30 protein-coding genes and 1 tRNA gene are annotated in these 25852 nt (G+C 63.6%); 15 read left to right on the plus strand and 16 right to left on the minus strand.

Going from position 1 to position 25852, the window contains the following annotated elements; all coding sequences use genetic code 11:
- The first annotated feature begins 6 nt into the window (after positions 1–6).
- Positions 7–354, plus strand: coding sequence for a 4a-hydroxytetrahydrobiopterin dehydratase (locus MchiMG62_RS01770; RefSeq protein WP_221057626.1), 348 nt, complete (start codon positions 7–9; stop codon positions 352–354).
- Here the strand turns inward: MchiMG62_RS01770 and trxA are convergent.
- Entirely contained in the window at positions 351–767 is a 417-nt protein-coding gene (gene trxA, locus MchiMG62_RS01775) for a thioredoxin (protein ID WP_221057627.1), read from the minus strand. The genes MchiMG62_RS01770 and trxA overlap by 4 nt on opposite strands.
- A gap of 136 nt (positions 768–903) precedes the next feature.
- Between trxA and MchiMG62_RS01780 the strand changes: the two genes are divergently transcribed.
- Positions 904–978: transfer RNA gene (locus MchiMG62_RS01780), tRNA-Met, on the plus strand.
- 209 nt (positions 979–1187) lie between these two features.
- Here the strand turns inward: MchiMG62_RS01780 and purF are convergent.
- From purF to MchiMG62_RS01795, 3 genes are read right to left on the minus strand one after another with little or no spacing between them, the layout of a single operon-like run.
- The gene (purF, locus tag MchiMG62_RS01785) at positions 1188–2624 is read right to left on the minus strand and encodes an amidophosphoribosyltransferase (RefSeq protein ID WP_221057628.1); all 1437 of its coding nucleotides are present in this window, start codon (positions 2622–2624) and stop codon (positions 1188–1190) included.
- 9 nt (positions 2625–2633) lie between these two features.
- Entirely contained in the window at positions 2634–2816 is a 183-nt protein-coding gene (locus MchiMG62_RS01790; protein ID WP_221057629.1) for a 50S ribosomal protein L37e, read from the minus strand.
- Between the two features lie 16 nt (positions 2817–2832).
- Positions 2833–3060 carry an LSM domain-containing protein gene (locus MchiMG62_RS01795; protein WP_011843085.1) on the minus strand — a complete coding sequence of 76 codons (228 nt, stop codon included), beginning with the start codon at positions 3058–3060 and terminating at the stop codon, positions 2833–2835.
- A gap of 108 nt (positions 3061–3168) precedes the next feature.
- Here MchiMG62_RS01795 and MchiMG62_RS01800 point away from each other — a divergent pair, with 108 nt between their 5' ends.
- The 4 genes from MchiMG62_RS01800 to MchiMG62_RS01815 all read left to right on the plus strand — a co-directional run bounded on the left by MchiMG62_RS01800 (position 3169) and on the right by MchiMG62_RS01815 (position 4937).
- Entirely contained in the window at positions 3169–3666 is a 498-nt protein-coding gene (locus MchiMG62_RS01800) for an RNA-binding protein (protein WP_221057630.1), read from the plus strand.
- Positions 3667–3716: 50 nt separating this feature from the next.
- The gene (locus tag MchiMG62_RS01805) at positions 3717–4094 is read left to right on the plus strand and encodes a cell division protein SepF (protein ID WP_221057631.1); all 378 of its coding nucleotides are present in this window, start codon (positions 3717–3719) and stop codon (positions 4092–4094) included.
- On the plus strand, positions 4094–4621 hold the full coding sequence (locus tag MchiMG62_RS01810; RefSeq protein WP_221057632.1) for a ZPR1 zinc finger domain-containing protein: 528 nt from the start codon (positions 4094–4096) through the stop codon (positions 4619–4621). The genes MchiMG62_RS01805 and MchiMG62_RS01810 overlap by 1 nt, the downstream gene beginning before the upstream one ends.
- A 79-nt stretch (positions 4622–4700) precedes the next feature.
- Positions 4701–4937 carry a hypothetical protein gene (locus MchiMG62_RS01815; RefSeq protein WP_221057633.1) on the plus strand — a complete coding sequence of 79 codons (237 nt, stop codon included), beginning with the start codon at positions 4701–4703 and terminating at the stop codon, positions 4935–4937.
- A 218-nt stretch (positions 4938–5155) separates the two neighbouring features.
- On the opposite strand, the gene MchiMG62_RS01820 is transcribed toward MchiMG62_RS01815, so the two are convergent.
- The 9 genes from MchiMG62_RS01820 to MchiMG62_RS01860 form a co-directional block, all read right to left on the minus strand.
- A complete protein-coding gene (locus MchiMG62_RS01820; RefSeq protein ID WP_244987756.1) occupies positions 5156–5605 on the minus strand; it encodes a GNAT family N-acetyltransferase in 450 nt (149 codons plus the stop codon).
- Between the two features lie 40 nt (positions 5606–5645).
- On the minus strand, positions 5646–7052 hold the full coding sequence (locus MchiMG62_RS01825) for a PAS domain S-box protein (RefSeq protein ID WP_221057635.1): 1407 nt from the start codon (positions 7050–7052) through the stop codon (positions 5646–5648).
- A 28-nt stretch (positions 7053–7080) separates the two neighbouring features.
- Complete coding sequence (locus MchiMG62_RS01830) at positions 7081–8373, minus strand: ATP-binding response regulator (protein WP_244987757.1); 1293 nt, start codon at positions 8371–8373, stop codon at positions 7081–7083.
- 31 nt (positions 8374–8404) lie between these two features.
- Positions 8405–10714, minus strand: coding sequence for a hybrid sensor histidine kinase/response regulator (locus MchiMG62_RS01835; protein ID WP_221057637.1), 2310 nt, complete (start codon positions 10712–10714; stop codon positions 8405–8407).
- An 11-nt stretch (positions 10715–10725) separates the two neighbouring features.
- Positions 10726–13086 carry a methyl-accepting chemotaxis protein gene (locus MchiMG62_RS01840; RefSeq protein WP_244987758.1) on the minus strand — a complete coding sequence of 787 codons (2361 nt, stop codon included), beginning with the start codon at positions 13084–13086 and terminating at the stop codon, positions 10726–10728.
- Positions 13087–13236: 150 nt separating this feature from the next.
- Positions 13237–14208 (minus strand): chemotaxis protein CheW, encoded by a 972-nt coding sequence (locus MchiMG62_RS01845; protein WP_221057639.1) that lies wholly within the window; start codon positions 14206–14208, stop codon positions 13237–13239.
- Between the two features lie 65 nt (positions 14209–14273).
- A complete protein-coding gene (locus tag MchiMG62_RS01850) occupies positions 14274–15134 on the minus strand; it encodes a DUF4097 family beta strand repeat-containing protein (protein ID WP_221057640.1) in 861 nt (286 codons plus the stop codon).
- A gap of 32 nt (positions 15135–15166) precedes the next feature.
- Complete coding sequence (locus MchiMG62_RS01855; RefSeq protein WP_221057641.1) at positions 15167–16003, minus strand: ABC transporter permease; 837 nt, start codon at positions 16001–16003, stop codon at positions 15167–15169.
- 4 nt (positions 16004–16007) lie between these two features.
- Positions 16008–16958, minus strand: coding sequence for an efflux ABC transporter ATPase subunit, DrrA-related (locus MchiMG62_RS01860; protein ID WP_221057642.1), 951 nt, complete (start codon positions 16956–16958; stop codon positions 16008–16010).
- 332 nt (positions 16959–17290) lie between these two features.
- Here MchiMG62_RS01860 and MchiMG62_RS01865 point away from each other — a divergent pair, with 332 nt between their 5' ends.
- Positions 17291–17785 (plus strand): hypothetical protein, encoded by a 495-nt coding sequence (locus MchiMG62_RS01865; RefSeq protein ID WP_221057643.1) that lies wholly within the window; start codon positions 17291–17293, stop codon positions 17783–17785.
- A 126-nt stretch (positions 17786–17911) separates the two neighbouring features.
- Here the strand turns inward: MchiMG62_RS01865 and MchiMG62_RS01870 are convergent, their stop codons facing one another.
- Positions 17912–18112, minus strand: coding sequence for a hypothetical protein (locus MchiMG62_RS01870; protein ID WP_221057644.1), 201 nt, complete (start codon positions 18110–18112; stop codon positions 17912–17914).
- A gap of 205 nt (positions 18113–18317) precedes the next feature.
- Here MchiMG62_RS01870 and MchiMG62_RS01875 point away from each other — a divergent pair, with 205 nt between their 5' ends.
- The 4 genes from MchiMG62_RS01875 (at position 18318) to MchiMG62_RS01890 (ending at position 21136) form a co-directional block, all read left to right on the plus strand.
- Positions 18318–18482: a hypothetical protein gene (locus MchiMG62_RS01875; RefSeq protein WP_221057645.1), complete on the plus strand. Its 165-nt coding sequence runs from the start codon at positions 18318–18320 to the stop codon at positions 18480–18482.
- 5 nt (positions 18483–18487) lie between these two features.
- Positions 18488–19786: an arginine deiminase family protein gene (locus MchiMG62_RS01880; RefSeq protein ID WP_221057646.1), complete on the plus strand. Its 1299-nt coding sequence runs from the start codon at positions 18488–18490 to the stop codon at positions 19784–19786.
- A 4-nt stretch (positions 19787–19790) separates the two neighbouring features.
- A complete protein-coding gene (gene arcC / locus MchiMG62_RS01885) occupies positions 19791–20735 on the plus strand; it encodes a carbamate kinase (protein ID WP_221057647.1) in 945 nt (314 codons plus the stop codon).
- 62 nt (positions 20736–20797) lie between these two features.
- A complete protein-coding gene (locus tag MchiMG62_RS01890; protein WP_221057648.1) occupies positions 20798–21136 on the plus strand; it encodes a DUF5518 domain-containing protein in 339 nt (112 codons plus the stop codon).
- Between the two features lie 52 nt (positions 21137–21188).
- Here the strand turns inward: MchiMG62_RS01890 and MchiMG62_RS01895 are convergent, their stop codons facing one another.
- On the minus strand, positions 21189–21359 hold the full coding sequence (locus MchiMG62_RS01895) for a hypothetical protein (RefSeq protein WP_221057649.1): 171 nt from the start codon (positions 21357–21359) through the stop codon (positions 21189–21191).
- A 119-nt stretch (positions 21360–21478) separates the two neighbouring features.
- On the opposite strand from MchiMG62_RS01895, the gene MchiMG62_RS01900 reads away from it, so the two are divergent.
- From MchiMG62_RS01900 to MchiMG62_RS01915, 4 genes are all read left to right on the plus strand, one after another.
- Positions 21479–22861 carry an MFS transporter gene (locus MchiMG62_RS01900; protein WP_244987759.1) on the plus strand — a complete coding sequence of 461 codons (1383 nt, stop codon included), beginning with the start codon at positions 21479–21481 and terminating at the stop codon, positions 22859–22861.
- Between the two features lie 87 nt (positions 22862–22948).
- Complete coding sequence (locus MchiMG62_RS01905) at positions 22949–24571, plus strand: ATP-binding protein (RefSeq protein WP_221057650.1); 1623 nt, start codon at positions 22949–22951, stop codon at positions 24569–24571.
- An 85-nt stretch (positions 24572–24656) separates the two neighbouring features.
- On the plus strand, positions 24657–24815 hold the full coding sequence (locus MchiMG62_RS01910; RefSeq protein WP_221057651.1) for a rubredoxin: 159 nt from the start codon (positions 24657–24659) through the stop codon (positions 24813–24815).
- Between the two features lie 265 nt (positions 24816–25080).
- Positions 25081–25242 (plus strand): rubredoxin, encoded by a 162-nt coding sequence (locus MchiMG62_RS01915; RefSeq protein WP_425331896.1) that lies wholly within the window; start codon positions 25081–25083, stop codon positions 25240–25242.
- Positions 25243–25325: 83 nt separating this feature from the next.
- Here MchiMG62_RS01915 and MchiMG62_RS01920 read toward each other — a convergent pair whose 3' ends face one another.
- Positions 25326–25850 carry a hypothetical protein gene (locus tag MchiMG62_RS01920; RefSeq protein ID WP_221057652.1) on the minus strand — a complete coding sequence of 175 codons (525 nt, stop codon included), beginning with the start codon at positions 25848–25850 and terminating at the stop codon, positions 25326–25328.
- Positions 25851–25852: the final 2 nt, after the last annotated feature.

Here is a 25852-nt window from a genome sequence, read left to right on the forward strand (position 1 = left end):
ATCAGTATGGATCTTTCGTCTGAGGCGATCGTCCCGGATGTCGCGGATACGGCACCGTTGACCCGGCGGGAGATCGCCGACCTCCTGCCGGAAGTCCCGGACTGGTCGCTCGAAGACGGGCGGCTTACCGCCCGGTTCTCCTGCAAAGGGTTCGATGAAGCGGTGACGTTCCTCAACGAGGTCGCCGAATTTGCCGCGCGGGAGAACCATCCCCCGGACCTCGGTATCCACGCTGCGAGGTACGTGGACGTCGCCTGGTATACCTACGCCATCGGCGGACTCTCCCGGAACGACTTCGTCATGGCCGCACGGCTCTCCGAGTGGCTCCGGTGCCGGCAGGGCGCGTTCCTCTAGCCGGTGCCGAACGCCCGCATGACCCGTGCTTTGATGGCCTCTTTCGGGAGCGCGCCGACCACCCGGTCGACCAGCATGCCGTTCGCGAAGAACAGGAGCGTGGGTATCGCCGTTATACTGAAACTCGCTGCTATCGTGGGGTTTTGATCGACGTTGCACTTGCCGAAGGTCACCCTGCCGGCGAAGTCACGCGCAAGGTCCTCGACGACCGGGGCCACCATCCGGCAGGGGCCGCACCATTCCGCCCAGACGTCGACGACCAGAGCGGGGTGCTCCTGCAGGATCTTCTGGAGCGCACCATCGGCGATCTCGATGACACCGCCCGGCGTACCCGTCAGCCGTTCTTCGAGTTTCCGGAGACGTTCTTCCCGGAGACGCTGCAGTTCGTCGTCAAGCGGCCTCTCTCCTTCCATATGACGGAAGTATGCCGCTCGCTCATATTAAATGGTTAGCCCTGCGCCGGGCACCGGCACCCCGGACCCGCGCCGGTCCGGCCCGCACAAAGATATATATCTCCCAAAAAACAATGCATATACCTCACAGGTCAGAAGCGAGGTGGGGTAGTCAGGATATCCCGGCGGGCTCATAACCCGTAGATCGATGGTTCAAATCCATCCCTCGCTATGAAAGACGATTCTGCGTTTTTGCACGTTTTTATGCGTTATCCATCTCCTGTACCTCAGGTTTTCCCCGGACGAAACGCATGCCTGCGGCCGCTCCGCCTGGAATAGGGGTTGTGAGCCGCGCAGAAGGGGTCCGGACTCGAACGAGTCCGGACGGAACAAAAAATCTCGTCGTGCCGGAGAAAGAGAACGGCGATCCGGAACGACCGCTTACGTCCGTCCCTTTCCGGCCCTGAACGTCGAGAGGTCGGACTGGTGGGTGCCGGCCCCGTAGTCCACGATGCAGTGGCAGTTCTTCTCGTTGTTGATCTCCACCGGATAGCATCCCGTCAGGCACCCGGTGCAGAGGTTCCGCTCGCCGCACCCGATCGCCTCCACCAGGTCTTCGAGCGGGATGTAGGTGAGCGACGTCGCGCCGATGCTCTTGCGCACCGCCTCGACCTCCTTGCCGCTCGCGATCAGCTCCGTGCGGGTGGGCATATCCACCCCGAGGTAGCAGGGGGCGATGATCGGCGGGGAACCGACCCGGAGATGGACCTCTTCGGCCCCCGCATCCCGGATCATGTTCACGATCCGGCGGGAGGTCGTCCCCCGGACGATGCTGTCGTCGATGAGCACCACCCGCTTATCCTTCAGGTTTCCCCGAACGGTGTTGAGCTTGATCCGGACCGCCCGCTCGCGCTGCTGCTGGGTCGGCATGATGAACGTCCTGCCCATGTAACGGTTCTTCATCAGCCCCTCGAGGAACGGGATCCCGGACTGCTTGGCGTAGCCCGCGGCGTACGCGATCCCGGAGTCGGGAACCGGGCAGACCGTGTCGCCCTCAATGGGGCATGTATCGTAGAGTTTCTGCCCGATCCGCCGCCGGACGTCGTAGACCAGCGTCCCGTCTATCACGGAGTCGGCGCGGGCGAAGTAGATGTACTCGAAGATGCAGTACGCCTTCCGGTTCGCGGTCGCGATCTGGATCGAGGTGAGCCCGGACTCGTCGATCCGGACGAGTTCGCCGGGACGCACGTCCCGGACGAACGTGCCGTCCAGTGCATCGATCGCAACGCTCTCCGACGCGACGATGTAGCCGTTGTCGAGTTTCCCGATACAGAGCGGTTTGATGCCGAGCGGGTCGCGGAAGGCGTATACGGTGTCGTTCAGGAGGGCCACGGTGGCGTAGGAGCCGCGCAGCCGCCGCATGCAGAGCAGAACGGCATCCTCCATGCTCTTCGAGGTCCGGAGCGCATCGGCGATGATGTTCCCCATGATCTCGGTATCGGTCGTGGTGCAGAAGATCTGTCCCCGGCGTTCGTATTCTTCGCGGAGTTCGGCCGTATTAACCAGGTTGCCGTTATGGGCGATCGAAAGATTGAGGCCCCGGTACCGGAAATTGAACGGCTGAACGTTCTCTGAGACCTTCGACCCGGTTGTCGGGTAGCGGACGTGTCCGATTCCGGCGTTCCCCGGCAGATCCTGCAGGGTCTGGCTGTTGAAGACTTCGGCCACGAGCCCCTGGGCTTTGTGCGTGTGCAGGGTCGTGCCTTCAAAAGTAGAGATCCCTGCGCTCTCCTGCCCCCGGTGCTGGAGAGCGTACAGGGCGTAGTACAGCGGAAACGAGACACCGCCAGCATCGACGATGCCAACGATACCACACATGATGCAACTCTAATGCGTCGGTACCTTTGCCTTCTTCTCCGTCCAGCGGTAACTGCGGATTCTCTGGCTTCTGCCGAATCCACAGGCCGCACAGACCTTGTGCTGTGCGTGGAACGAGATCTTGCCGCATCGCCTGCAGGCGATGTGAGTGCGCTTCTGGCGTTTGCCCATCGATGGTGTGCCTTTTGACATGCTCTCTCACCTAATGTTATTCGACTGAAGGGGTAATGTAGATCACATTGTCACCGCGGACGATCAACGTGCCGAGTTTCTGCGCCGCGCCGTCCACTTCTTCTTCTGCCTTGTCCAGTACCAGATTCATGTGAACGTCGTATCCCTGGAGGATCCCCCGGATCTCCCTCCCACCTTTCAGGCTGATGATGACGGGCTGACGATTCAGTACCTGATCTAAAATATCCAACGGTCTTGGCGTCATATGATTACCCTTTGCCGTCCATTCTGGAGTAATATATTTGAGTGAGGAAGCTACTTAAATATAACCGCGTTGCTGCGCGAACGTCAGCGCACCCCGAGGTTTCAAGACATGCCAAAGATTACCGTTAAAAAACGCCACGTTATCCGGAAATCGCAGATCAGTGAACTTCTCGAGCGGCTCACGGGCGAGATCGGGGCATCCGCCGACCTCTTCCGGTCGGACAGGATCGAGCGGGTGGAGACGGATGCTCCCGTCGGGATCTACCTCGTCGACAAAAAGCCCCTCCTGATGGGAACCGACGATTGGACCTTTCCGACCCTGCGGGGTCTCGTCGAGCACCCTATCCCCGAGCGGCGGGTGGTGGTCGATTCCGGCGCGGTCAGGTTCGTAGCAAACGGCGCGGATGCCATGCGCCCCGGGATCATATCGATCTCGCCGGACATCCGTGCGGGGCACCCGGTGCAGGTCGTCGAGGAACGGCATGGAAAACCGCTTGCTGTGGGGATTGCGCTCCTGGATGCAGCCGATATGGAGCAGCAGGAGAAGGGCAAGTCCGTCAAAAGCGTCCACTACGTCGGGGACGATCTCTGGAATCTGGAGATCTGACGGTGAAAATAATAGATACTATTAAATAAAATTCATTCCTCAATTTTTCTATGGTTAAAAAACTCTTTGACAGCATCCTCGGCAAAAGTCCGGCCCGGAACGAAGAGGACTACATGGAGCTCGATCTCGCCTCTTACGAGGGATCGAACGAAGAAGTGCCGGCATCCATGTACATCAAGATCGCCACCATCGCCGATCTCAAAGATACCCCCCGCGTCAAAGACGAAGTTTACAACGGCAATATCGTCATCGTCGACATCGGGCGGCTGAAGATGGACAAGGTGACGTTCGAGCGGGTCTTAAAGGATCTTCGTGACGTGGCAAAGGACGTGAACGGCGACATCGTCGGCCTCGGCGAGCAGAAGTACGTCGTCATCACGCCCATGTCCGTCAAGGTCTCCCGCGAGAAGATCGGCGGGGGCCTCTAGTGCGGGAGTCCCATCCGGGAACCTGCCCCGCCTGCGGGAGCGAGATCCGGATTGTCCATCACCGTCTCGACATCCCCCACTTTCCCGACCTCCTGCTCGTCTCTATCGCCTGCGACGCCTGCGGCTACCGGCACACCGACACCATCATCCTCGGGGAGGGCATCCCTGTCCGGTGGACGGTGCGGGTGGAGGAGCCCGGCGACCTTGCCATCCGGGTGGCGCGGAGCACGACAGGGAAGATCGAGATCCCGGAACTCGGCCTCGCGGTCGAACCCGGCGCCGCCTGCGAGGGTTTCGTCACCAATATCGAGGGGATCCTCTACCGCTTCGAGCAGGCGGTGGAGACGGTCCTCGCGGATCCCGAGAGCGAAGACGAGCGGGCGGCCGCACTCAGGATGATGGAGACGATCGCCGCCGCACGGGAGGTGGCCTTCCCGTTCACGGTCACCCTCGAGGATCCTGCCGGGAACAGCGCGCTCGTCAGCGAGAAAGCCGAAAAGGTGCTCTTCGATCCGGGAGACGCCTGACCCTTTTTTTCCCGATCCCGCGAGGGTTAACCTGAAATAGAACCTCTCCTCATACGGCAGCGCCGTGAGGTGAAGAGCAATGGCACGAACGATATCGGTACTGAAGTGGGAGAGCGAACAGGACGTCGATAACGCCGTCCATGACATAAGAGCGGAGATAGACGAGCGCGGCGGGCTCACCAAGGATACCGAGCGGGCGATGCAGCACTCGTTCCTGGTGGCCGATCCCGACCTCACGAACTACTTCCTGCGGACGGTCAGGGCGCAGGTTCCCGAGGCGCTGCGCTACTTCGAGGAGCGCGGCGGCGGGGCGTGAGTGCCTGATTACCTTCAGGTGCGACTTGCGACGTTCCCGAAGGGTGCGATGTTCCGGAGGACGACTGTCCGCAGGATGGCGATGGACAACCTCCGGAGTTTGAGAAGTCATCAGGATTCGAAAGAGAGTTTTGGCACCCCTCTACCGAACGACAGGCCGAAGGGCCGGAGTTCGAGCACCGGAGGTGCGAGTGCGGTGGAAGTCCGTGAGGCGCCGGGTTACAACCCGGCTCTCCTGAACATCGGCCGGACCTCGGCGCCTTCCATGTTCCCCGCCGCCCAGGTGTAGCGCTCCCGGATACTGAGCGGGAGGTCACGTTCCGGTATCGAGATGAACCCGAACCCCGCGTAGAACCCGGCGAGGCTCTCGACCGCGTACATGTAGAGGTCGTCGTTGTGGCAGGCCACAACAAGAGCGTTCATCACCATGCGGGCATACCCCTGTTTCCGGCAGGCATCGGGCGTGAAGACGCCGTCGACCTCCAGGCCGTCGGGATGCCTCCTGCACCGGGCGAGAGAGACGATCTGCCCTGCAAGGAAGGTCGCGAAGATCCGGTCCCGTGCGGGTTCGCCGGTTGTGCCGTGGTAATCGCGCCATACCTCGTTTGCAGCGGGGAACTCCGCGCTCGTCAGTTCACGAACCTCCGGCCGGATCCCGGTTGTCGCCATCCCGTTTCCTGAAATAACAGCCGTTATCATCCCGATAGCCTCATACCACCCTGTATCCTTCGGGCGGCACCAGGATCTCGAACCTCGCCCCCGTCCCGAACGTTCCGGTCTCGCGGATCGCGATCCCGGTGATGGCGAGGATCTCGTGGGCGAGGAAGAGCCCGTGCCCGTAACTCTCCGCCTTCTGCCCAAAAAGATCTCCTTTCTCTGCGTCCGGGATGCCGGTCCCGTCGTCCTCGACGACGATCGCACACCCTTCCGGGCGCAGGTGGTAGGTGACGACGATCCTGCTCGCTTTCGTCGCCGGAGCGAGCGAGTTCTCGAAGAGGTGCGTGAAGACCGTCGCAAGATGGGGGTCGGCGAAGATCTCGAGCCGTTCCGTCCACGCATCGAGGGAGACGCTCCCGAAAGAGAGGGTGGCGGCTGCCTTCCGGACAGTCTGCTGCACGGGGATCCACGCCGGCGGCGACATCCCGATGTTGCGGAACTCGCGGGAGATCTCGATCCGCCGCCGGATCCCGTTTGCGGCATTGTTCAGGTCGTCGATGAAGGAGAGTACCGCGGGATCGTCGAACTTCATCACGCCCACCGAGAGATGCCCGTACAGGACCGCGAGCCGGTTCGCCAGGTCGGTGCGCAGGATCCCCGTGAGCGTGTTGAGCTGGCGGCTGGCGTTCTGCAGTGCGGCCTCCGTCATCACTTCGTCGCTGACGTCCCGGATGGACTCGATGGCCCCGGTGACCTCTCCGCTCCGGTCGAGAAGCGCGGTCGCCGCGAACTTGATGTGCGCCCCCCGCCCGCCCCTGAGAAGAGGGGTATGAATCTCCGCGACAAGGACGTCGCCGCTCCTCCTGACCGACGGGTACCCGGTCTCGGGATCGCCGTGGAGAACCAGGTCTGCAAGCAGCGGCCGCGGTTCGCCGTAGAAGGGTACGGCGTACTCGTAGCCCCCCCGACCGAGCATGGCCTCTTTCTTCACCCCGGTCATCTCCTCGATCGCGCGGTTCCAGGCGATGACCTTCCCCTCGCGGTCGATGGCGAAGGTCGCGTCGGGCAGGAACTCGATGATCTGGTTCATCTGCTGCTCGGACTCCCGGAGTTTCGTCGCGAGAAACGCAACCACGCCGCCGATGAGGACGAGGAGGATCGCGCGCAGGAGGATGGTGTACGCGAGCAGGGGGCCCGGCGGAGAGAGGAAGTAGGTCGTGACGGCGTAGACGGATGCGAAGCAGACGGAGACGGGGATGCCTCGCCGCGGGTACCAGTAACTCGCAATGATGATCGGGATGGTGAGCGGGAGGGTGGGAAGAGGGAGAAGGCTCTCCGGTGTGCCGAGGACCATGGCGAGCAGGTTCCCGCCGAGGGTCAGCACGGCTATCCCGGCGATGATCGCGATGCGGTTGCGCGTATCGGTGACAAGCGCGGTCTGAATGTCGGTGAAGTTCATGAGGGAGGCCTGCGGTTATCGTCTCGGATCATCCGGTCTGCCGGCCGGGAGCGCGGATCGTTTCTGCCGGGCAGAGGATCTCGAATCGTGCTCCGTTTCCGGGGATCCCCGTCTCCTGGATGGAGATCCCGGTTATGGCCAGGATCTCCCGCGCGAGGAAGAGGCCGAGTCCGGTGTTCATGCCGTGCGCATAGGTGAAAATCTTCTCCTTCTCGTCGGCAGGAATCCCCACCCCGTCATCCTCGCAGAGGAGGGTGTACGTCTCTCCATCCTGTTTGAGGCTGAAGGTGATGGTGGTGATCGTCTCCCCGTAACGCAGCGCGTTATCGATAAGGTTCGAGAATACCTTCTCGATGAGCGGGTCGGCGAAGATCTCCACCCCCGCCGGAACGGCGTTCTCAAGGGTGACCTTGCCCGTCGAGACGTACTTCTCCGACCGCTCCACAATCGTCCTGATCTCCTGCCAGGTCGGAGCCGCCGACCCCACCTTCTGGTACTCGGCCGTAAACCGGACGGTGTTGTTGATCCGGTTCACCATCTCGGCAGCGCTATCGACGTGGCGCCACGCGTTTGCCGGCTCCCGCTCGCGCAGTATCTGGGCCAGGTCGAGATACCCCCAGAGCGCCGCGAGCTGGTTCAAGAGGTCGTGGCGGGTGATGCTTGCCATGAGCTGGAGTTTCCGGTTGGCATCCGCGAGCGCTTTCTCCACGCGACGCCGTTCCTGGTTCTCGGCGGCCAGGCTCTCGTTGCTGCGCGAGAGATCCGCTACGGCCTCCTGGAGCTGTTCGTTCAAGGAGTGCAACTGCTCCTGCGCCTCCTGGAGTTCGGTGTTCTTCGTCACCGCGATGGTGTACGTCGAGAGAAGGGTGTTCAGGATCTTGAGCCGTCCTGCGGTGATGGTGTAGGTGCTGCCGGCGAAGGGGATCTCCAGTCCGGCGGGAGAATCTTCCGGTTCGGAGATCTCCCGCACCCGCATGACGGCCTCGATCTGGGAGCGGACATGCTCCGGGTCGACGGGTTTCACGATGAAATTGTCCGCTCCCGATGCAAGCCCTTTCAGCACGTCGGCGGGATCGAAGAGGCTGGTAACCAGGATGACGGGTGTATCCGGGTTCTGCTGCTTGATCCGGCGGCAGAGTTCGTACCCGTCTATCCCCGGCATCATGATGTCGGTCAGGACGATATCGGGCGTATCGACCTCCATCCGCCGTATCGCCTCGGTGCCGTCGGCGGCCAGGGTGACGTCGTATCCTTCCGTCTCAAGAACGTAACGGATGAACTCGGCCTGCGTCCTGCTATCCTCTACCACCAGAACGCGCATTCTCGTTCCTCCTGCATGCTTCTCTTCCATATCATCGCTCCTCTCTCTCTCCCTCGCGGCGACGCATCAGGCGCCGGACTATCTTGAGAAACTCTTCCGCCTCGAAGTTCTTCTTGACGATATATCCATCCGCCCCGACCGCCTTTCCCCGCTCCCGGTCTTCAGGTGAACCGAGCGAAGTGACGAGCACCACCCGGATCCGGGCAACCTGCCCGCCTTCGGCCCGGATCTTCTCGGTGAGCGTAAAACCGTTCATCCGAGGCATATCAACATCTGAAACGACCATATCAAACTCATGCTGCTTAAGCCTTGCGAATGCGTCGAGCCCGTTGACAGCGGTCTCCACCTGATATCCGGCTCCTTCGAGTATCGCCTGCAGCAGGGCACGCGACGTAACCGAGTCGTCGACAACCAGGATCCGCTGTTGTGTCGCCTGCGGGAGCACGGGTGCAGGCACCGGCCGTTCCGCCTGCATCGCGTCCTGGATCAGTTCGAGCGGATCGAGCACGAGCACCAGATGCCCGTCCCCGAGGGTCACGGCCCCGTCGATCCTCCGCACAGAGATGAGCTGGCTGCCGAGCGGCCGGACGACGATCTCCTGGACCCGGATCACTTCGTCGACCATGCCCGCGATCTGCCCGGCCCCGTAGGCGATGATGACGAGTGGCTTTGGCCGCTCCTCCTCCCCGGCAGGGCAGGACGAGGGGATGCCCAGGGCGTCGGTGAGCCGGATGACCTCGATCGTCTCTCCCCCGAGGCTGATCGTCGGCCGCCCCTTCGCGATGGCCAGGGAGTCCGGGCGAACCCGGAGAACCTGCTTCACCTGCTGCATCGGGAGGACGTATACCTGCCGCTCAGAGCGGACGAGGAGCCCGCGGAGGGTGGCCATCCTCACCGGGACGGTCAGGGTGATCGCCGTCCCCCTGCCGACGGTCGAGGAGACCGTCACCTCTCCCCCGAGACGGGAGACGGTGTCTTCCACGATCGCAAGCCCGAGCCCCCTCCCCGAGAGATCGGTGATGATCCGGCTCGTGGTCATCCCCGATCGGAAGATGAGCCAGATCGCCTCGCTGTCCGTGAGGGTTGCGTCCTCATCCGCCGTGATCACCCCGGTCTCGACGGCCGTCCTCCGGATCGCGCTGCTGTCGATGCCGGCGCCGTCGTCGGCCACCTCGATGCCGACCCGGCTCCCCGATCGGGGGAAGACCCGAATCCGCACGGTGCCTGTGGCGGATTTTTGCTCTGCTCTTCTGGTCTCAGGGCTCTCGATGCCATGATCGATGCTGTTCCGTATGAGGTGCGTGATGGGGTCCTTCAACGCATCGAGGATCCGGCGGTCGACCTCGATCTCGCCACCCTCGATCGCGAGGTCGACCGATTTCCCCGAGGTGCGGGAGAACTCTCTCACGAACGCGGAGAAGGGGGCGAGTATGGTTGAAGCCGGGAGCAGCGCGGCATCGTGGACGAGGTCCGAGATCTCGGATGTGCTCGTCTCGAGTGCCGACCGGTCGATCTCCATGGAACGCAGGTGCGTGGCGATATCGTGCTGGAGGTTGGTTATGAACTCGCGGTTGTACTCCTGGAACTCGACCGTTCGCTGGAGCGGCAGGAGAAGATCGGGAGGAATCGCCACCTTCTCTTCCCCGAAGGCTCTCCCGCGGATCGCCTGCAGGTCGTTGAACGCCTGGGAGTAGTTCCACTGCCAGAGGGAGAAACGGGTCGCCATCTCCTCGAGTTCGCGTATCCTCTGCGTGATGAAGAGCCGGGTCGTGAGGAGGCTCTCGGCTCCGGCGGTGAGCCGGTCGAGTTTGTGGGCGGCAATCCGCACCATGCCCCGGTCGGTTCCCTGCTCGCTGCCGTTATAGGGACCCGGCATTTCGGGCGCGTGGTTCTCCCCGGAGGCCGGACCCGTTCCGGCCGGTCGATCTTCCGGGAAACCGCTCGGGACCGTCTCTTTCCTGCCGGGGACGGCCCGGAGCGCCGCGTTGATCTCCGCCGGCGAGGCGTCGGGTCTCTCTCCCTGAAGGAGACTTTTTATGACCGCGATTGCCCGGTGGAAGAGATCAAAGTCGTCCACTCCGGGGACGTACTCTCCCCGCTTCACAAGGGAGAAGACGGTCTCGAGGTTCTGGCAGATGGACTCGATATCCCGGAGGTTGACCGCGCGTGCCGCTCCTTTCAGGCTGTGAACCGTCCGGTAAATCCGCTCGACCAGATCGGGCGTCGGCCCGGCCTTCTCAAGCGCGATCAGCCCCTCGGTGATTGCTTCAAGGTGCCCGTCCGCCTCCTCGCGGAACGTCTCGAGGAGACGGGCACGAAATACGTCGTCCGATCCGGTCATGGCAGATCGTGCTAGACCCGGTACTGCTGGGTGATCCTCTTTAAGCGGGCGCCGAGCTCGTGCAGGTCCTCGGCGGTCTTCTCCGCCTTGTGGGTGGTCTCGAGGTTCTTCTGTGCCGCGTCACGGATGTTCTCCATCGCGCGTGAGATCTGGTCTATCCCTGAGGCCTGTGTCTGGATCGAGGAGGCGATCTCGATGACCTCCTGCGAGGAGTCGGCTATCGACCGGGCGAGCACCTCTATCGCCTCCTGGGCGTTGTTCGTCAACCGGGCTGCGTCCGCCACGGACCGGATCCCCTGCTCGGTCGAGACCGCGGTCGAGGTGACTCCCTGCTGGATATCGGTGAGGATGGCCCGGATGTTCGAGGTCGCCTTCTTCGACTGCTCGGCAAGGTTATGGATCTCGTTTGCGACGACCGCAAACCCTTTCCCGAACTCTCCGGCTTTTGCGGCCTCGATGGAGGCGTTCACCGCGAGCAGATTGGACTGCTCGGAGATGTCGGTCACGGTCGCGATGATCTCGCCGACGGCCTGGCTCTGCTCGGAGAGCCGGATGACGTTCATCCGGACGATATCCATCTCTCGCTGGATCTGGTTCATGCCCTCGAGGATCTCCCGCACCGATTTCTGGCCGTCCTTTGAGACATCCAGCGCCCGCATCGCCTTCTCCGAGACGCCTTTCGTCTTCTGGTTCACGAGTTCGGTCTTCTTCCTGACGCTCTCGACCGAGTCCGAGGTCTCGTTCACCGTTGCAGCGGTCTGTGAACTGGCCGCGGAGAGCTGGCTCGTGACCGCCAGTATCTCGTTTGAAGCGAGCGAAAGAACCGAGACGCCTTCGTAAAGTTCCTCGCTGATCAGTTTCATCAGCCGCGAGAGTTCGATCCCGATGGTGTTGAGGGCGTCGCGGTAGGCGACGAACTCCCCGGCGACCGGGATCTTCTCGTCGAACCGGGCGGTGAAGTCGCCGGAAGCGTAGAATCGCGCAAGCCGCATCGCCTCGTTCACCGGTTCGGTGATCGATTCGAGGGTCTTGTTGAACCCGGCGATGATCATCCGGTAGCCGCCGCGGAACGCTTTCTCATCGCCGCGGATGGAGAGATCGCCCGCACGGGCGGCATCGGTGAGTTTGAGCGTCTCTTTGTGAAGGTGGTCGAGCGACTGGACCATCATCGCGAGCGCGGGACGTATCTCGTCGCCCTCGTCGGCGACCGGGAACTCCTGGACGTACTCGCCGAGAGCGATCTTTTTGAGGTTCCCGACGACGTTCGTCTGGAGATCGCCGGCGAACTCGTCCATCGTCCTGGCCATGACCCCGATCTCGTCCTGACGCCTGATGTTGAGCCGGGCGGAGAGGTGTCCGCTGCGGAGTTCTTTGAGCATCAGGACGACCTGCTGCAGGGGATCGGAGATTGAGCGGCCGAAGAGGATGGCGATCGCGACGCCGATGGCGATGGATGCGAGGACGACGACGACGATCGTGTTCCTGATAGTGTCTATCGGCCCGGTGAAGTCGGAGAGTTCGGCACGCGAGACGATGTACCAATCGAGCGGTTCGTAGTAGGTATAGGCGTCGATGATATCGGTGCCGTCGATCTGGTGGCGGATGACCCCGACCTTGTTCTGGAGCATCTCCTTGGCGAACTCTTCGCCGGCCCAGTTCTCGCCCTCGAGGGACGGATGCACGAGAACCTGCCCGGCGCTGTCGATGACGAACATGTAGCCGTTTCTGCCGATGACCGTCTCCTTGAGGCTCGACTTGACGACGTCGAGCGTCTCCTGCTCCTCCGTCCCGACGAAGAGAACTCCGACGATGTTTCCGCGGCTATCCTTTATCGGTTCGTATGCGGTGACGTAGCGCTTGCCGAAGAGGTCCCTGCTCCCGTAGTAGGTCTCTCCCTGGTTCACCACGACGTCGTAGACGTTCTGGGTCAGCTCGGTCCCGACCGCCCTCGTCCCGTCGTTTCCGATGACGTTCGTGGAGATCCTGACGGCATTGTCGTCGTAGACCTGGAAGACCGTCGCCGCGCCGCCGACCAGCGACTGGACCTGGTCGACGATCTCGAAGTTGTCGTTGATGACGTACGGGTTGCTGTCCCCGTCCACCAGCGTCAGTTTCCCGTCGATGACCTCCGGAGTGCCCCGGGCGTAGAAGTTCTCGTGGAGGACGTTGAGGTCGCTGTTCACCTTGTTGCGCGTGAGTTTGTAGACGTCGTTGGTCCATCCCCGCGCGTCGTGCACCTGCGTCTCGAGCAGCGTCTCGATCTGCTCGTTAATCACACCGCTCGAACTGGTATACGCCACTATGCCGAGCATAAGCGTCGGGATGATCGCCAGAAATAGGCAGATGACGAGGATCTTCGTCCCGACTTTCATGTCTGAAAAAAATGTGAACATGCTACCTCCGTTCCACTCGCTCTTGTACGACGACTTAATAGATTGATGCGCACTCCGGGTTAAATAATGATCTGTCCTGTGAATGACGCCCAGGGCTCCCGTTAGAGCTAATAGGGAGATAAAACCGGTCTATTTTCTTGTCTGGTCAATCACCATCGCGGGGTCGGCGAGGATCGCGGCCGCGTCGAGGACGATCACCGATCCGTCTATGGCGCCCAGGAGGTAACGCTGCTCGATAGGCGTCGTGTCGGGCTCTACGGGGGAGAACGGGTCGGTCGGCCGGATGTAGATGTCCGTGATGTAATCTGCAAGAACTCCAAAGGTCATCGTCCCGTCGGAGAGGACGATGACCCGGTTGAGGTCGGTCAGGCCGTGCTTCGGGATCGAGAAAAGTGCGCGGAGATCGACGACGGAGATGATCTCGCCCCTGACGGCACAGATCCCGACGATGAAGTCGGGAACCCCGGGGACCGGGATGATCTCGTGCATGATGAAGACTTCGCGGATGTACTGTGTCTTGATGGCGTACTCCTGACCCGCGAGCCTGAACGTGAGGAGTTCCGAGAACGGGGTCTCGCCATTCTCTTTCTTGGGCCGCGCAACCGCCCGCGCCCGTTCTGCGAGGATCTCACCGGCCTTTTCGGCGTCGTGAGGCGGTGTCGCCCCCCCGGCAACGGCCGCGCCGTCCGGGAGGAGGTGGTGCGCGATCTCTTCCGCTGCAAGGAATGCGCCGAGATCGTGGACGATGATCTCTCCTTCTTCGGTCGGCAGCACGCCGGGAGAGGAGGAGGCGTCGGGCGGGAGTTGCACCCGGCTCTCCTGCACCCCCCGCACCCCGTCCGCCCAGAGGGCCACGCATTCTCCGGAGGGGTGAGCGATGATGAGGACGTCGGTGGGGAGAGGAGGGCGCTCGGCGAGCCCGAGAAGACTCCGGAGCGAGTAGACCGGGACGGTTCTGCCGTGCAGGTTCATGGTTCCCGCTCCCCCGCGGCGTCTGCCGGTCTCCGGCCGGAGTTCCACCATGCCGACAACCTGGCGGATCTCGGCGAGAGGGAGAGCGCAGGGTATCCCCTCAACGGTAAAGAACAGAAGGTGCGTCATGGCGGATCATCGGATGCTCGAAGGTATGTGCGGAGGGGATAAAAGGTTACGGGGAGGCGCGCCGGTCAGGGGCCGAAGAGGTCGATGCCGGCGTTCGAGGTTGTGACGGTGACGGTCGGCCCCCCGTTGCCGAGCGTTCCCGAGACCGAGGTACCCGTCGACTCTTCGAGTTGGAGCAGAAGATCGTGAACCGCTATCCTGCCGTTCGAGGTGGTGGCGGCCAGCCGGGCATCCAGATCCCCGGCAAACCTGAGCGTGATGCCGGCATTGCTCGACGATATCGTCACGTCCCCCCGGACGGCGGGAATCTTGGCGGAGATTGCTCCGTTCGAGGTCGAGAGCCCTGCAACTCCTCCGCAGTCCTCCACCGTGATCCCGGCGTTGCTGGTCGTCGCAGTAACGTAGCCCTCGACGCCCGAGAGTTCGATCCGGCCGTTCGAGGAGGTCGCCGCGAGATCGCCGCCGGGAGCGTCGTGCACGATCACCCGGCCGTTCGACGTCAGGAGTTCCGTCTCTGTAACCCGCACTCCCGCGAGTTCGATCCCGCCGTTCGAACTCTCGATCCTCTGCAGGACGACGGTCGGCGGCAGGGATATCGTGTAGTCGACGCTCACCCGCGGGTTGAACCCGGTATGCACCGTCTCTACCCTGAGGGGATCGCCCTCCGTCACCTCGATCCTGACCTTATCGAGTTCGCTCCGGCCGTATACGGATCGTTTGACCGCCGTGATGCCGACGTCATTCCCCTCGCGGACGTTCACGGCGACGTTTCCGTTGCGGTTGGTCACGACGATACCGCTCCCGGGCTCCACCGCGACCGTCCGGTCGAACTGCTCCGTCTCCTCGAGGCCCGGCACCCCGGTGCATCCGGAAAGGGCGGTGGCGAGGACGACGAGGGCCAGCACCGCGTATACGGTTCCCTGCATGCTCATCCTCTCTGCTTCATAGGAGATTACCCTTACGTCACGACGGCCTTCTCAAACGTCCGCCGGGCAAGGAGGTACATCACCGCCGCAAAGATTGCCAGGTACGCGAACGACCCGAGGACGTCGACCGTGCTGGAGGTGTAGCGGGCGCCGACGGCGAAGAAATCGTTTCCGAGGGCGAAGTAACGGATCCCGTTGACCAGGTGGGTCAGGGGGTTGTAGATCGAGAGCGCCTGCAAAAGCGGTGGGAACGCCTGGACCGGGTAGAGGGCGTTCGAGACGAAGAAGAGCGGCAGGGTGAGAAGGGTGATGATCCCCTGCAGCCCTTCCGGGCTTTCGAGGCGCATCGAGATGGCGGAGGAGAAGAGCAGGAACCCGAGCGAGAAGGCAGCGACGAACGCGAATATGCCGAGGATCGAGAGGACGATCCGGGCAGCCGAATACCCCGGGAAGAACTCGACCCCGAGGAGGAACCCGAAGACCATGATGATGGCGACCTGGATGAACGACTTCGTCATCCCCGAGAGGCTGACCCCGAGCATGATATGCGTCCGGGGCATGGGGCTTGCAAGCATCTCCCGCATCAGCCCCCAGTTCTTATCGAAGAGGAGGCTGATCCCGCCGAAGAGGCTCGTGAAGAGGGTCGTCATCGCGATCACCCCGGCGGCCATGAAGGTGAGGTAGTCGACCGGGACGGCACCCGCCGGGACCGGGACGGTCGAGGTGAACCGGCTGAAGTTCGAGGACATCGCGACGCCGAAGAACGCCATCCAGAGCGCCGGCTGCAGGAGCGACGAGAGGAGCTGCGTCCTGAACCTGACGAACCGGATCATCTCCCGCCAGTAGACGGTAAGGAACTCCCATGCCATCCGTTCATGCCCCCGTGTCGCGCAGTTCTCTTCCGGTATAGTGGACGAAGACGTCGTCCATCGTCGGTTTCTTCAGGTTCACGCTTGAGATCCCAATCCCGGCACCGCGCACCGCATCGACGATTATCGGAAGGCAGTGACTCCCGTCGGCCGATATCGTGATCGAGAGGCCGCGGGTCGAATCCGTGACCGACCGGATCTCTTCGATCCCCTCGAGGGCATCCCTGGCCCTTCTGTCGTCGTCGGTCTCCAGGTAGACGACATCCTCGCCGAGGGCGTTCTTCAGTTCGGCCGGGGTTCCGGTGACGACGATCCTGCCGTGGTCGATGATGCTGATCCGGTCGGAGAGCATGTCGGCCTCCTCCATGTAGTGCGTCGTTAAGAATATCGTCGTCCCGGCCCCGTTCACCTGCCGGATATAGTCCCAGATCCGCATCCGCGTCTGGGGATCGAGCCCCTGCGTCGGCTCGTCCAGGAAGAGCACCTCGGGCCGGGTCATCAGGCCGCGAGCGATCTGGAGCCGCCGTTTCATGCCGCCGGAGAGGTTCTTTGTCCGCTCGTCCCGTTTGAACTCAAGTTCGACGACCCGGAGCAGGTCGCCGATCTGCCGCCGCCGTTCTTCCCGGGGGATGCTGTAGAGCCGGCCGTGGAACTCCATCGTCTCCTGAACAGTGAGATCCCGGTCGAGCACGTCGTCCTGGAAGACGATGCCGATCGCCTTCCTGACCTCCCCGGACTCCCGTGCGACGTCGTACCCGGCCACCCGCACCGTACCCTTCTGGAGAGGGAGGAGGGTCGTCAGGATGTTGATGGTGGTGCTCTTCCCCGCGCCGTTGGGGCCGAGAAAAGAGAAGATCTCGCCTCTTCTGACGGTGAAACTGATGCCGCGAACCGCCGCGAAGTCGCCAAACGCATGTTCGAGGTCTCGCACCTCGATGATATTGTCCCCTCCCATCGGTTGTCGTCCGTTTCCGCACTTCTAAACCTCATGTACGGTGCTGTCATATCTCCTTTTTCCTCCCGGAATGCGGCGGCCTGTGCGTGAACCCGTGCAGTCCCCCCGTATCTTCGGGGTATCGGTCGGAGCGGCAAATACGTCGCGGCGTCCCTTCGGCAGCCGGGCCGGATAGATATCCTGAAATACCAGAATCGGCCATCCATTCTCGGAGACGGCATGTACGGCAGCAGTTTGCCGACCCGGGGAGGGGATGAGCGGGCTCGCTCCGCGCAGAGCATCGCTCCCCGGGCCGGCGCACCGGAGCGCGGAGCGCGGGCGGGGGGTGTTCGATGACCCCGGGTGCCCGGATGGTCCTCGTCCTTCTCCTCGCGGCGCTGGCGCTCACCGTGCCGGCGAGTGCGCTCGTGGTCGAGAACGCCGACCTGACCCCGGCGGAGGTGAAACTCCTCTTCGCGATGCGGGAGTATACCCTGACCTACAATGAGTACGCCGGCCGGCTGCCGGGATGGGTGACCGGACCGTTTGCGGATGAGAAGGTCAACCTTTACGTCGTGTCTCCCGACGGCGTGCTGGTCATCGGGATCACGTTTCACGACAAAAAGATCGTCCAGTTCGACGCGAAAGGCTGCCCGGATCCGATCGCCACGGTGACCACCGACGCCGCGACGGTGGAGGAGGTCATGGTCTCCGACCGGCCGTTCGACACCTTCCGGGCGGCGATGCAAAACGGCACGGCCACGGTCGAGGGGAACAACCTCCTCGGCACGTTGCGGACGGGGATGGTCCGGTTCGGGCTCTGGGCGATGGATCTTATCGGCTTGTAACTGTCTTCCCCTTTGCGCCTTCTCGAACTCTGTTCCGTCAGGACGCCGTTTCTGGACGGCACAGGCTAACAGTGCGATCTCCGGTGGGAAGAAGGGAAACAGATCCGGTTCCGCGTCCGGAGCGTATCACAGCCCCACGAGACGCATACAGACCCCGATGGTCAGCCCCGACATGGAGGATGTCGCCGAGAGGGCCGCGAGGATGGCGGCGTTCATCATCGGCCCGATCCTGAGCGGGGTGTAGGTCGGGTTGCGCTGCAGTCTCCGCACTACCCGAAACGGCTTTGCGGTCGTCGAGATGGGGGGTTTATACGGTCTGATCCTCATGTGGACACCTCCGTGTGCCGGATAGAACACTGGTTTGAGTGTGGGTTGTTTCTCCGGGTGATATTTTTTGTGGTTTTATTTCCCGGCCGGGTACGGGCGCACCTGAAGCCCCGGCACCGGTTTTCCTGCACCGTTTCCCGGATCCCGTAGTCCGGCCCCGGCCTACGACAGGTTTATCCGTCCTCCGGGAGAGGAAACTCTTCCGATGCAGCGATACGTAAAACTCCTCCTCTACGGTATGCTTGCGTTCATCGTCTTTGCGGGCATCAGTTTCACCCTCGGCGGCCGGGTGAACTGGGTGCTCGCGGCGGCGACGGCGGTCGGGGTGATGATCGCGTACTTCTTCGCCGCTCCCCGGAGGGAGAGGTGAGCCGGATGGCGGCGGGGGTGCGTGCGGAGTGGGAGCGGCTCCGGACGGTGGCCGTCCACCGCCCGGGGATCGAAATGTTCTTCGGGCTGCTTGAGCCGTATGCGGCGCTCTATGAACGGGCGTTCAGCCGCTACGAGGCGCGGCGCGAGCATGACTCCCTCCAGCGTACGCTCGGGGAGGAGTTCGGGGTTCGGGTGCTGCGGCTCAAGGAGACGATTCTCGATGCCGCCGACCGCGATCCGGCGGTGCGGCGGCGGCTCGTTGATTGGGCGCACGAGACCGTCGCCGTCCGGGGCGGCAGGAGGGAGGTGGCGGAAGCCCGGCGAAGCATGGAGCAGAACGCCGATGCCCTGGACTCGCTGCACTTCTTCACCCTCCTGCTCCTGAATCCGATCATCGACGTGGGCGGGAGGGGTGCCGGCGGCGGGGTGGATGTCCGTATCCTCGGGCAGAGCCCGCTTGCAAACCTCTACTTCATGCGCGACCAGCAGGCGGCGACCGCCCGCGGTCTCGTCGTCGGCCGGCCGGCAAAACGGCAGCGGGCAAGGGAGCCCGAGATCACCCGGTTCCTCTGGGATATCCTCGGCATCCCGATCGCCGGGACGGTCGAGGAGCCGGGAACGTTCGAGGGCGGCGACTTCATGCCGATGGGGGAGTTCGCCCTCGTCGGCACCGGGGATAGGACGAACCGCGAGGGAGTATCCCGGTTCCTCGATCTCGCCCCGGGGTTCGACGAGATCGGCATCGTCCACCAGCCGGGCCACCCGCTCATCCCGGGCGACCGGCCCGACCCGATGGTCGACATGCACCTCGACACCTACTTCAACGTCGCGGGAAGCGGTGTGGTGCTCGGCTCGGAGTTCCTCCTCCGGAGGGCGCGCCTCGAGGTCTGTTATCGGTCGGGCGAGGGCTACGAGCCGTCCGGCGAGACGACGACCCTCTACGACTACATCCAGTCGAAGGGGTTCTCCGTGATCGATCTCTCGATCCTGGAACAGCTCTCCTACGCCGCAAACGTCCTCTGCGTCCGGGACGGGAGCATCCTTGCGGTGGAGGGGGAACGGGTGATGCAGACGGTGCTCCTTAACCTGGAGCGGAAGGCCGCCCGCGACCCGGAGCGCTACGGGCGGCTTTTACGCCACGCGGAGGAGGACTGCCGCCGGATAATGAACGAAGGGCGCATCTTCCCGCACAAGCCGGAGTTCGCCCGGCACGGCATCGAGGTTTTCCCGCTGCACCTTGAGAACCTGACGGGGGGCTACGGCGGCCCCCACTGCATGACCTGCACGCTGGAGCGGGGGTGATGGGATGCCGGGGAGAGCCGTGGTGATCGCGCTCGGCGGCAACGCCATCCTGCAGCACCGGGAGACGGGGACGGCCGAGGAGCAGTTCGCGAACGTGCAAAAGGCGTCGCGGCAGATCGCAGCGATCGCAGGCGAAGGCTATGCGGTTGCCGTCACCCACGGAAACGGGCCGCAGGTGGGGGACATCCTCCTCAAAAACGAGCTCGCGAAGGAGACCCTCCCGCCGATGCCGCTCGACGTCTGCGGGGCGGAGAGCCAGGGGATGATCGGCTACATGCTCCAGCAGTCGATGCAGGAGGCGCTCCGGGAGGCCGGGCTCGACCGCCCGGTCGCGACGGTGCTCACGCAGACCCTGGTCGACGGCGACGATCCGGCATTTACGAACCCCGAGAAACCCATCGGCCCGTTCTACACCGCGATGCAGGCGAGGAGGCTCGAAAGCGAGAAGGGCTGGCGGATGGTCCGGATCCCCGGGCAGGGTTCCCGGCGGGTCGTCCCCTCCCCGCGTCCGGTCGCCCTCGTGGAGGAGCGGGCTATCGTCTGCCTCTTCTCCGCCGGGACGATCGTGATCGCCGCGGGCGGCGGAGGCGTTCCGGTGGTTGCGGACGGTGGAGGCACCCTCCGGGGCGTCGAGGCGGTCGTGGACAAGGACCTCACCGCGGCCCTCCTTGCCCGGCTCGTCGGCGCCGAAGACCTCCTGATCCTGACCGATGTCGAGCGCGTCGCCCTGAACTACGGGCGGCCGGACCAGCAGGAGATCGGGGAGATGACGGTTCGCGAAGCGCAACGTCACCTCGCGGCGGGGCAGTTCCCGCCCGGGACGATGGGGCCGAAGATCGAGGCGGCTCTCGGGTTCCTCGAGGCCGGCGGGAAGCGGGCGACCATCGCGTCGCTGGAGGGTGCCTTCCGGGCGCTTTCCGGGCGGGCGGGAACCCGGATCCGCCCGTGACCGGTCACCTGCCCCAACGCTTATATACCACGTCTCCGAATCCCCGGCGGTGATGGAAGAATATGGCGGATAACTTCTGGACCGGCGTCATCGTCGGGTGGCTCGTGGGACTTGTTCTCGGCTTCCTGCTGCCGGTCATCGGACCGTTGATCGGCGGGTTCGTCGCAGGCTGGATGGTCCGGGGCGGAATAGGAAACGGTGCAAAGGCCGGGCTGCTTGCCGGCATCCTCGGCGCCATCGTCATCGCGGCGCTGCTTCTCATCGGCGGCACGGTTCTCCTCGGGGCGTTCGGGTTCATCGCGGGCCTCGGAACGTCGCTCGTCATCATCGTGATGGCGTTCGTCTACCAGGGTCTTCTCTCCCTGATCGGCGGCGCCATCGCCGGGGCGATCCGGCGGTAAGGCGGTAACGCGGAACAAACACCGGGGAGGGCAGCCTCCCCGGCTCTTCTCATCAGGGTTTCTCCTCTATCTCCACGCTTGTAGGCCGCATGGTCATCCTCTTCATCCGCCCGTTCTCCCCGAGTCCCTCCCGGAGCCTCACCGTGCCGGAGAGCAGGACGGGCCGGATCGAGAAGTCGTGGAGATCCTGCCGGGTCTCCGGGGGTGGGGCGGGCACCTTCACGAGGATACTGGGGGCAGAAACCCATAAGGTACTGCACGGCTCCGAAACGAACGATAGCCGGTCTTTATTTGCGCGAAGTGTCAATGCCTATCTATACGCTCCCGGCAGGGGTGTGGGGGATGGAAGTGAAGCAGGACGAGGAGAAACCATATTCGCGAAGGTTTATCCTGATCCTCATCACCGTCGTCACGTTCCTCAACCCGTTCACGGGTTCCGCGATCAACCTCGCCCTGCCGGCTATCGGGGCTGAGTTCTCCGCCGACGCCGCCATGCTCGCCTGGGTCGCCAGTGCCTATCTCCTCGCGTCGGTCATCTTCCTCCTCCCGGCAGGGAGGCTCGGCGACTCATGGGGGAGGGTCACCGTCTTCCTGCTCGGGGTCGTCGTCTACACCGCCGGCTCCCTTCTTACCATCTTCACGCCCACGCTCGAACTGCTCCTCGTCTTCCGCTTCCTGCAGGGGGCCGGCGGCGCCATGATCTACGCAAACAGCGTGGCCCTGATCACCCACCTCTACCCGCCCGGCGAACGCGGCACCGCCATCGGGCTGAACGTCACCGCCGTCTACGCCGGGCTCTCGCTCGGGCCGTTCCTCGGGGGTGCCCTGACCCAGTTCTTCGGCTGGCGGAGCATCTTCATCATGACCGCGCTCCTCGCCGTCCCGGCTCTCTTCTACGCCAACAAGTTCCCGGCGTTCTTGAACGAGCAGCAGCACGAGCACTTCGACATTCCCGGGATGGTCCTCTCCTCCGCCCTGATCCTCTGCCTCTTCCTGGGCCTGGCCTGGGTGACCACCCCGACCGGCGTGGCGCTCCTCGCGGCGGCCGTCCTGCTCGGGGCGGCCTTCTTCCGGGTGGAGCAGCGGCACCCCTCTCCCCTCCTCCCGGTCCCGCTGCTTGCGTCGAACCGGGTCTTTGCCGCCTCGAACGGGGCCGCCCTGATCAACTACAGCGCCACGTATGCGGTCGGATTCCTCCTCTCCCTCTACCTCCAGTACGTCCGGGGCTACGAACCCATCGCCGCGGGCACCCTGCTTCTGGTCCAGCCGGTGATCCAGGTCTTCGTCGCCCCGATCTCGGGCCGCCTCGCCGACCGGATACAGCCCGGGCTCGTCGCCTCGGTGGGGATGGCGCTCTCGGCCGTGGCCCTCTTCGGCTTCTCCTTCCTCTCTCCGACGATGCCGATCGCCGCGATCGTCGCCCTTCTGGTCCTGCTGGGGGTGGGAGTCGGGATCTTCTCGTCCCCGAACACCACCGCCATCATGGGCTCCGTCACGAAGCGGGATTATGGGTGTGCCTCCGCGATGACGGCGATGATGCGGTCGCTCGGCATGATGCTCAGCATGGGAGCGGTTCTCGTGGTCTTTGCGGTCGTCATGGGGTCGACCATCGTCACGCCGGCGGTGTTCCCGGACTTTCTGCTGAGCCTGCACCTGATCTTCCTCGCGCTCGCGGTCCTCTCGGCCTTCGGAGTTGTTCTCTCGCTCCGCAGGAACAAATGCTGACGGAAGGCGCCGAATCCTCCGAACAAACCTTCCTGGAATGAAAAGGAAGCGTTAAACCTCCCGCCGCCCTGTGATCATCTTGAGCGGATGGAGATCGTCATCGGGAAGGACGGCGACCGCGACGTCGCCGTCGACGCCCAGGAACTGGTCACGGGAAGAACCTGTATCATCGCGCAGTCCGGTGCCGGGAAGAGCTGGAGCATCGCGGTCATCTGCGAGCAGCTCCTGCAGGCGCGGGTGGGGTTCTGTCTCATCGATACGGAGGGGGAGTACTCCTCGCTCAGGGACCGGTTCCACCTCCTCTGGATCGGTTCCGGCGACGATTGCGACGTGGATATCGAGCGGGCGAACCTCCGGGAACTGATGCAGAACGCGATCTGTTCCCGGACGGCGGTGATCTTCGACGTCTCGGAGACCGATATGCAGGAGAAGGTGGCTCTCCTCGCCGACATCCTCTACGATCTCGAGAGCGGGCTCAAGAAACCCTTCCTGCTGATCGTGGAGGAGGCGGATAAGTTCATCCCCCAGTCCGGCGACTCCATCAAGAAGATCGAGGAGATCTCCCGCCGGGGGCGCAAACGCGGGCTCGGGATGCTGGTCGCGACCCAGCGCCCGTCGCTCGTGACGAAGAACGTCCTCTCGCAGTGCAACAACCAGATCATCGGGAAACTCTCGATAGAGAACGACTTAAAAGCGGTCAGCCTCTTCTTTTCGTCCCGTAAAGAGGTCGCGGAACTCGCGGAACTCGAGCCGGGGGAGTTCTTCGTGATGGGCGGCCTCTCCCGCGAGAAGGTGAGGATGCGGTTTCGCGACCGGCTCTGCGAGCATCGGGGGCTGACACCCCGGCTCGTGCCCGCACGGCCGGTCAGGCCGACCGAGCCCAGACCGGCAGAGCCCGCCCGCGTGGAACCGGCCCGCACCGAACCGTGCGGCCCCGAAGATCTCCTCCGGGAAGAACCGGCAGAAGCACCGCAGGCAGCCGCGAATGCGGTTATCCCGGTGCTGCTCCGCGAGGAGGCGCTCGATATCGCGAAGGCCAGGCGGAAACGCCGGTTCTTTGTTCTCGAACCCGAAGAGCGGATCGTCTCGGGGGAACGGGTCTACCGGCCGCTCCACCGGGTGGATATCCGCTACATCGGCGGGTTGCTCCGGAGATCTACGAAAACAGCGTCGTTCGTCATCGACGGGTTTACCGGCTGCATCGTCGAGATGGATCGCGGCCTGAAAGTCCGGCCGGGGTTCTCGGAGCTCCTGGGGCTCGATGAGGCCGCGGTGAGGGTCGTTGCCGGGCTCGCGAACGGCGGCTCGACCCTGACCGAGATCGAGGCCGACACCCATCTCCCGCCGGCTGCGGTGAAGAAGGCGATAAAGAGCCTTACCGGTGCGAAACTCGTCACGGAGATGAAGACGGTGGGCGACACGACGGTCTACGTCCCCCTGCTCGCGGAAGATGTCCCCGCGCTCTCCGCTCTCCGTCCGGGGTCAGGCGACCTCCCGATGGAGCCCCTCCGCGGGGAGTCTCTCGAGGCGAGGGCCACGGAGTCGTCGCTCCGGACGATCCTCAAAGGGCTCGAGCCGACGGCGGAGATCGTGGGGTTCGATACGATCTACTACCCGGTCTACCTGATCCGGTTCGCCTCGGAGCGGGGAGACCGCTCGATCGTTCTCGACGGCTGCACGGGGAAAGAGCTGCTCTTTCCGGGCTCGTGACCGGAGTGCTTATCCTCACGCAGGAGTATACGAGATCTCATGTCCTGCCGCCCTCGCGGCCGGTGGGCGGAGAGGTGAGGAAGCAATGGATTCATACCGCTGCACGCTGTGCGGCTACGTTTACAGTCCTGCTGTCGGCGACTTCGACCATGGCGTCAAGGCCGGCACGGCCTTCGAAGACCTGCCCGAGACCTGGAAGTGCCCCCGGTGCGGTGCGCCGAAGAGCCGGTTTAAGAAGGTTTAAGGGAGAGCCGTTCTTGACCGGATTCCGGTCTTTTATCCCGGCGATACGCGCCGATTGTCGTATTGCTCCCTCTTTTTCCGCCTGAACCGGAACTCCCGTGTCCCCTCCGTGGATCTCCCGCCTCGAAGAGCGATTCGTCCGTGACGGCTCTGCCGGCAGGGAACCTTATCCCCCGATCCCCTGACCGGAGTACTTATCCCCACGAGGGTACATGGTGCCGCGCCCCCGTCGACGTTGCGGCCGGTCGGGGCGGTGAGGTGAAGAGATGATGGATTCATACCGGTGCGGACTCTGCGGCTACGTCTACAACCCCAGGGCCGGCGAGCCCGGCCACGGCATCGAGCCCCGCACGGAGTTTGGAGATCTGCCCGAGAACTGGGCATGCTCCCGGTGCGGTGCGGAGAAGAACCTGTTCCGGAAGGCGTAAGGGACAGGTCCGAGCCCCACGAAGATCCGGCGTTTGAGAGGGCAGGAAGTCTTTTTGAGCGCGAGGCCACGAGGGGTGGCCTGTCAACCACCCCACCGGAAGGTCCGGAGCCCCTCCCCGTGGATCTCGCGCCCGGCGAGGTGCTCCATCTCGTGGTCGATCCCGTAGGCGGTGGAGCCCGTAAACGCCATCTCCACGGCACCGAGGTCTTCAGTCCGGATCGTCCGCTCAAGCGGGTGAACGGTCGCCCTGATGACACGGCTGGCGCCGAGCCGTACCCGGTAGGGCCGTTTTACGAGCAGCCGTGCGGGAGCGCTGCCGCACTTCTCCAGCCGGTAGACGGTTCCCTCCCGCTGCAGGAGTACCGGGTCGACGAAGAGGTAGATCTCTTCGAGGGAGTAGCCGACCAGCCGTTCATCATCGTAGACCGTGGTCTTCTTCACGGCCGATATGGCGGTGAGACCCTCCGCGGCGTAGCTCCAGTCGCCCCCGTAGCACAGTGAGAAGAGGAGGGGGACGAGCGCCTCGGCAGGTATCCCGAACCGCTCGGCGAGGGCGGCTTCCTGGGCGGCAAAGATGAGTTCTTCCCGGATCTCGTCGGTCTCCATCG

The sequence above is a fragment of the Methanoculleus chikugoensis genome (assembly GCF_019669965.1).
Lineage (GTDB): Archaea > Halobacteriota > Methanomicrobia > Methanomicrobiales > Methanoculleaceae > Methanoculleus > Methanoculleus chikugoensis.

Coding starts and splice junctions, on each gene's coding strand:
- MchiMG62_RS01800 (WP_221057630.1), top strand. CDS start 3,169: ATGCCAAAGATTACCGTTAAAAAACGCCACGTTATCCGGAAATCGCAG.
- MchiMG62_RS01855 (WP_221057641.1), bottom strand. CDS start 16,003: ATGGCATGGGAGTTCCTTACCGTCTACTGGCGGGAGATGATCCGGTTC.
- MchiMG62_RS01900 (WP_244987759.1), top strand. CDS start 21,479: ATGGAAGTGAAGCAGGACGAGGAGAAACCATATTCGCGAAGGTTTATC.
- MchiMG62_RS01890 (WP_221057648.1), top strand. CDS start 20,798: ATGGCGGATAACTTCTGGACCGGCGTCATCGTCGGGTGGCTCGTGGGA.
- MchiMG62_RS01805 (WP_221057631.1), top strand. CDS start 3,717: ATGGTTAAAAAACTCTTTGACAGCATCCTCGGCAAAAGTCCGGCCCGG.
- arcC (WP_221057647.1), top strand. CDS start 19,791: ATGCCGGGGAGAGCCGTGGTGATCGCGCTCGGCGGCAACGCCATCCTG.
- MchiMG62_RS01850 (WP_221057640.1), bottom strand. CDS start 15,134: ATGCAGGGAACCGTATACGCGGTGCTGGCCCTCGTCGTCCTCGCCACC.
- MchiMG62_RS01845 (WP_221057639.1), bottom strand. CDS start 14,208: ATGACGCACCTTCTGTTCTTTACCGTTGAGGGGATACCCTGCGCTCTC.
- MchiMG62_RS01770 (WP_221057626.1), top strand. CDS start 7: ATGGATCTTTCGTCTGAGGCGATCGTCCCGGATGTCGCGGATACGGCA.
- MchiMG62_RS01820 (WP_244987756.1), bottom strand. CDS start 5,605: ATGGCGACAACCGGGATCCGGCCGGAGGTTCGTGAACTGACGAGCGCG.
- MchiMG62_RS01815 (WP_221057633.1), top strand. CDS start 4,701: ATGGCACGAACGATATCGGTACTGAAGTGGGAGAGCGAACAGGACGTC.
- MchiMG62_RS01830 (WP_244987757.1), bottom strand. CDS start 8,373: ATGCGCGTTCTGGTGGTAGAGGATAGCAGGACGCAGGCCGAGTTCATC.
- MchiMG62_RS01915 (WP_425331896.1), top strand. CDS start 25,081: ATGATGGATTCATACCGGTGCGGACTCTGCGGCTACGTCTACAACCCC.
- MchiMG62_RS01870 (WP_221057644.1), bottom strand. CDS start 18,112: ATGAGGATCAGACCGTATAAACCCCCCATCTCGACGACCGCAAAGCCG.
- MchiMG62_RS01790 (WP_221057629.1), bottom strand. CDS start 2,816: ATGTCAAAAGGCACACCATCGATGGGCAAACGCCAGAAGCGCACTCAC.
- MchiMG62_RS01905 (WP_221057650.1), top strand. CDS start 22,949: ATGGAGATCGTCATCGGGAAGGACGGCGACCGCGACGTCGCCGTCGAC.
- MchiMG62_RS01825 (WP_221057635.1), bottom strand. CDS start 7,052: ATGAACTTCACCGACATTCAGACCGCGCTTGTCACCGATACGCGCAAC.
- MchiMG62_RS01795 (WP_011843085.1), bottom strand. CDS start 3,060: ATGACGCCAAGACCGTTGGATATTTTAGATCAGGTACTGAATCGTCAG.
- MchiMG62_RS01880 (WP_221057646.1), top strand. CDS start 18,488: ATGGCGGCGGGGGTGCGTGCGGAGTGGGAGCGGCTCCGGACGGTGGCC.
- MchiMG62_RS01860 (WP_221057642.1), bottom strand. CDS start 16,958: ATGGGAGGGGACAATATCATCGAGGTGCGAGACCTCGAACATGCGTTT.
- MchiMG62_RS01865 (WP_221057643.1), top strand. CDS start 17,291: ATGACCCCGGGTGCCCGGATGGTCCTCGTCCTTCTCCTCGCGGCGCTG.
- MchiMG62_RS01835 (WP_221057637.1), bottom strand. CDS start 10,714: ATGACCGGATCGGACGACGTATTTCGTGCCCGTCTCCTCGAGACGTTC.
- purF (WP_221057628.1), bottom strand. CDS start 2,624: ATGTGTGGTATCGTTGGCATCGTCGATGCTGGCGGTGTCTCGTTTCCG.
- MchiMG62_RS01840 (WP_244987758.1), bottom strand. CDS start 13,086: ATGAAAGTCGGGACGAAGATCCTCGTCATCTGCCTATTTCTGGCGATC.
- MchiMG62_RS01875 (WP_221057645.1), top strand. CDS start 18,318: ATGCAGCGATACGTAAAACTCCTCCTCTACGGTATGCTTGCGTTCATC.
- MchiMG62_RS01910 (WP_221057651.1), top strand. CDS start 24,657: ATGGATTCATACCGCTGCACGCTGTGCGGCTACGTTTACAGTCCTGCT.
- trxA (WP_221057627.1), bottom strand. CDS start 767: ATGGAAGGAGAGAGGCCGCTTGACGACGAACTGCAGCGTCTCCGGGAA.
- MchiMG62_RS01920 (WP_221057652.1), bottom strand. CDS start 25,850: ATGGAGACCGACGAGATCCGGGAAGAACTCATCTTTGCCGCCCAGGAA.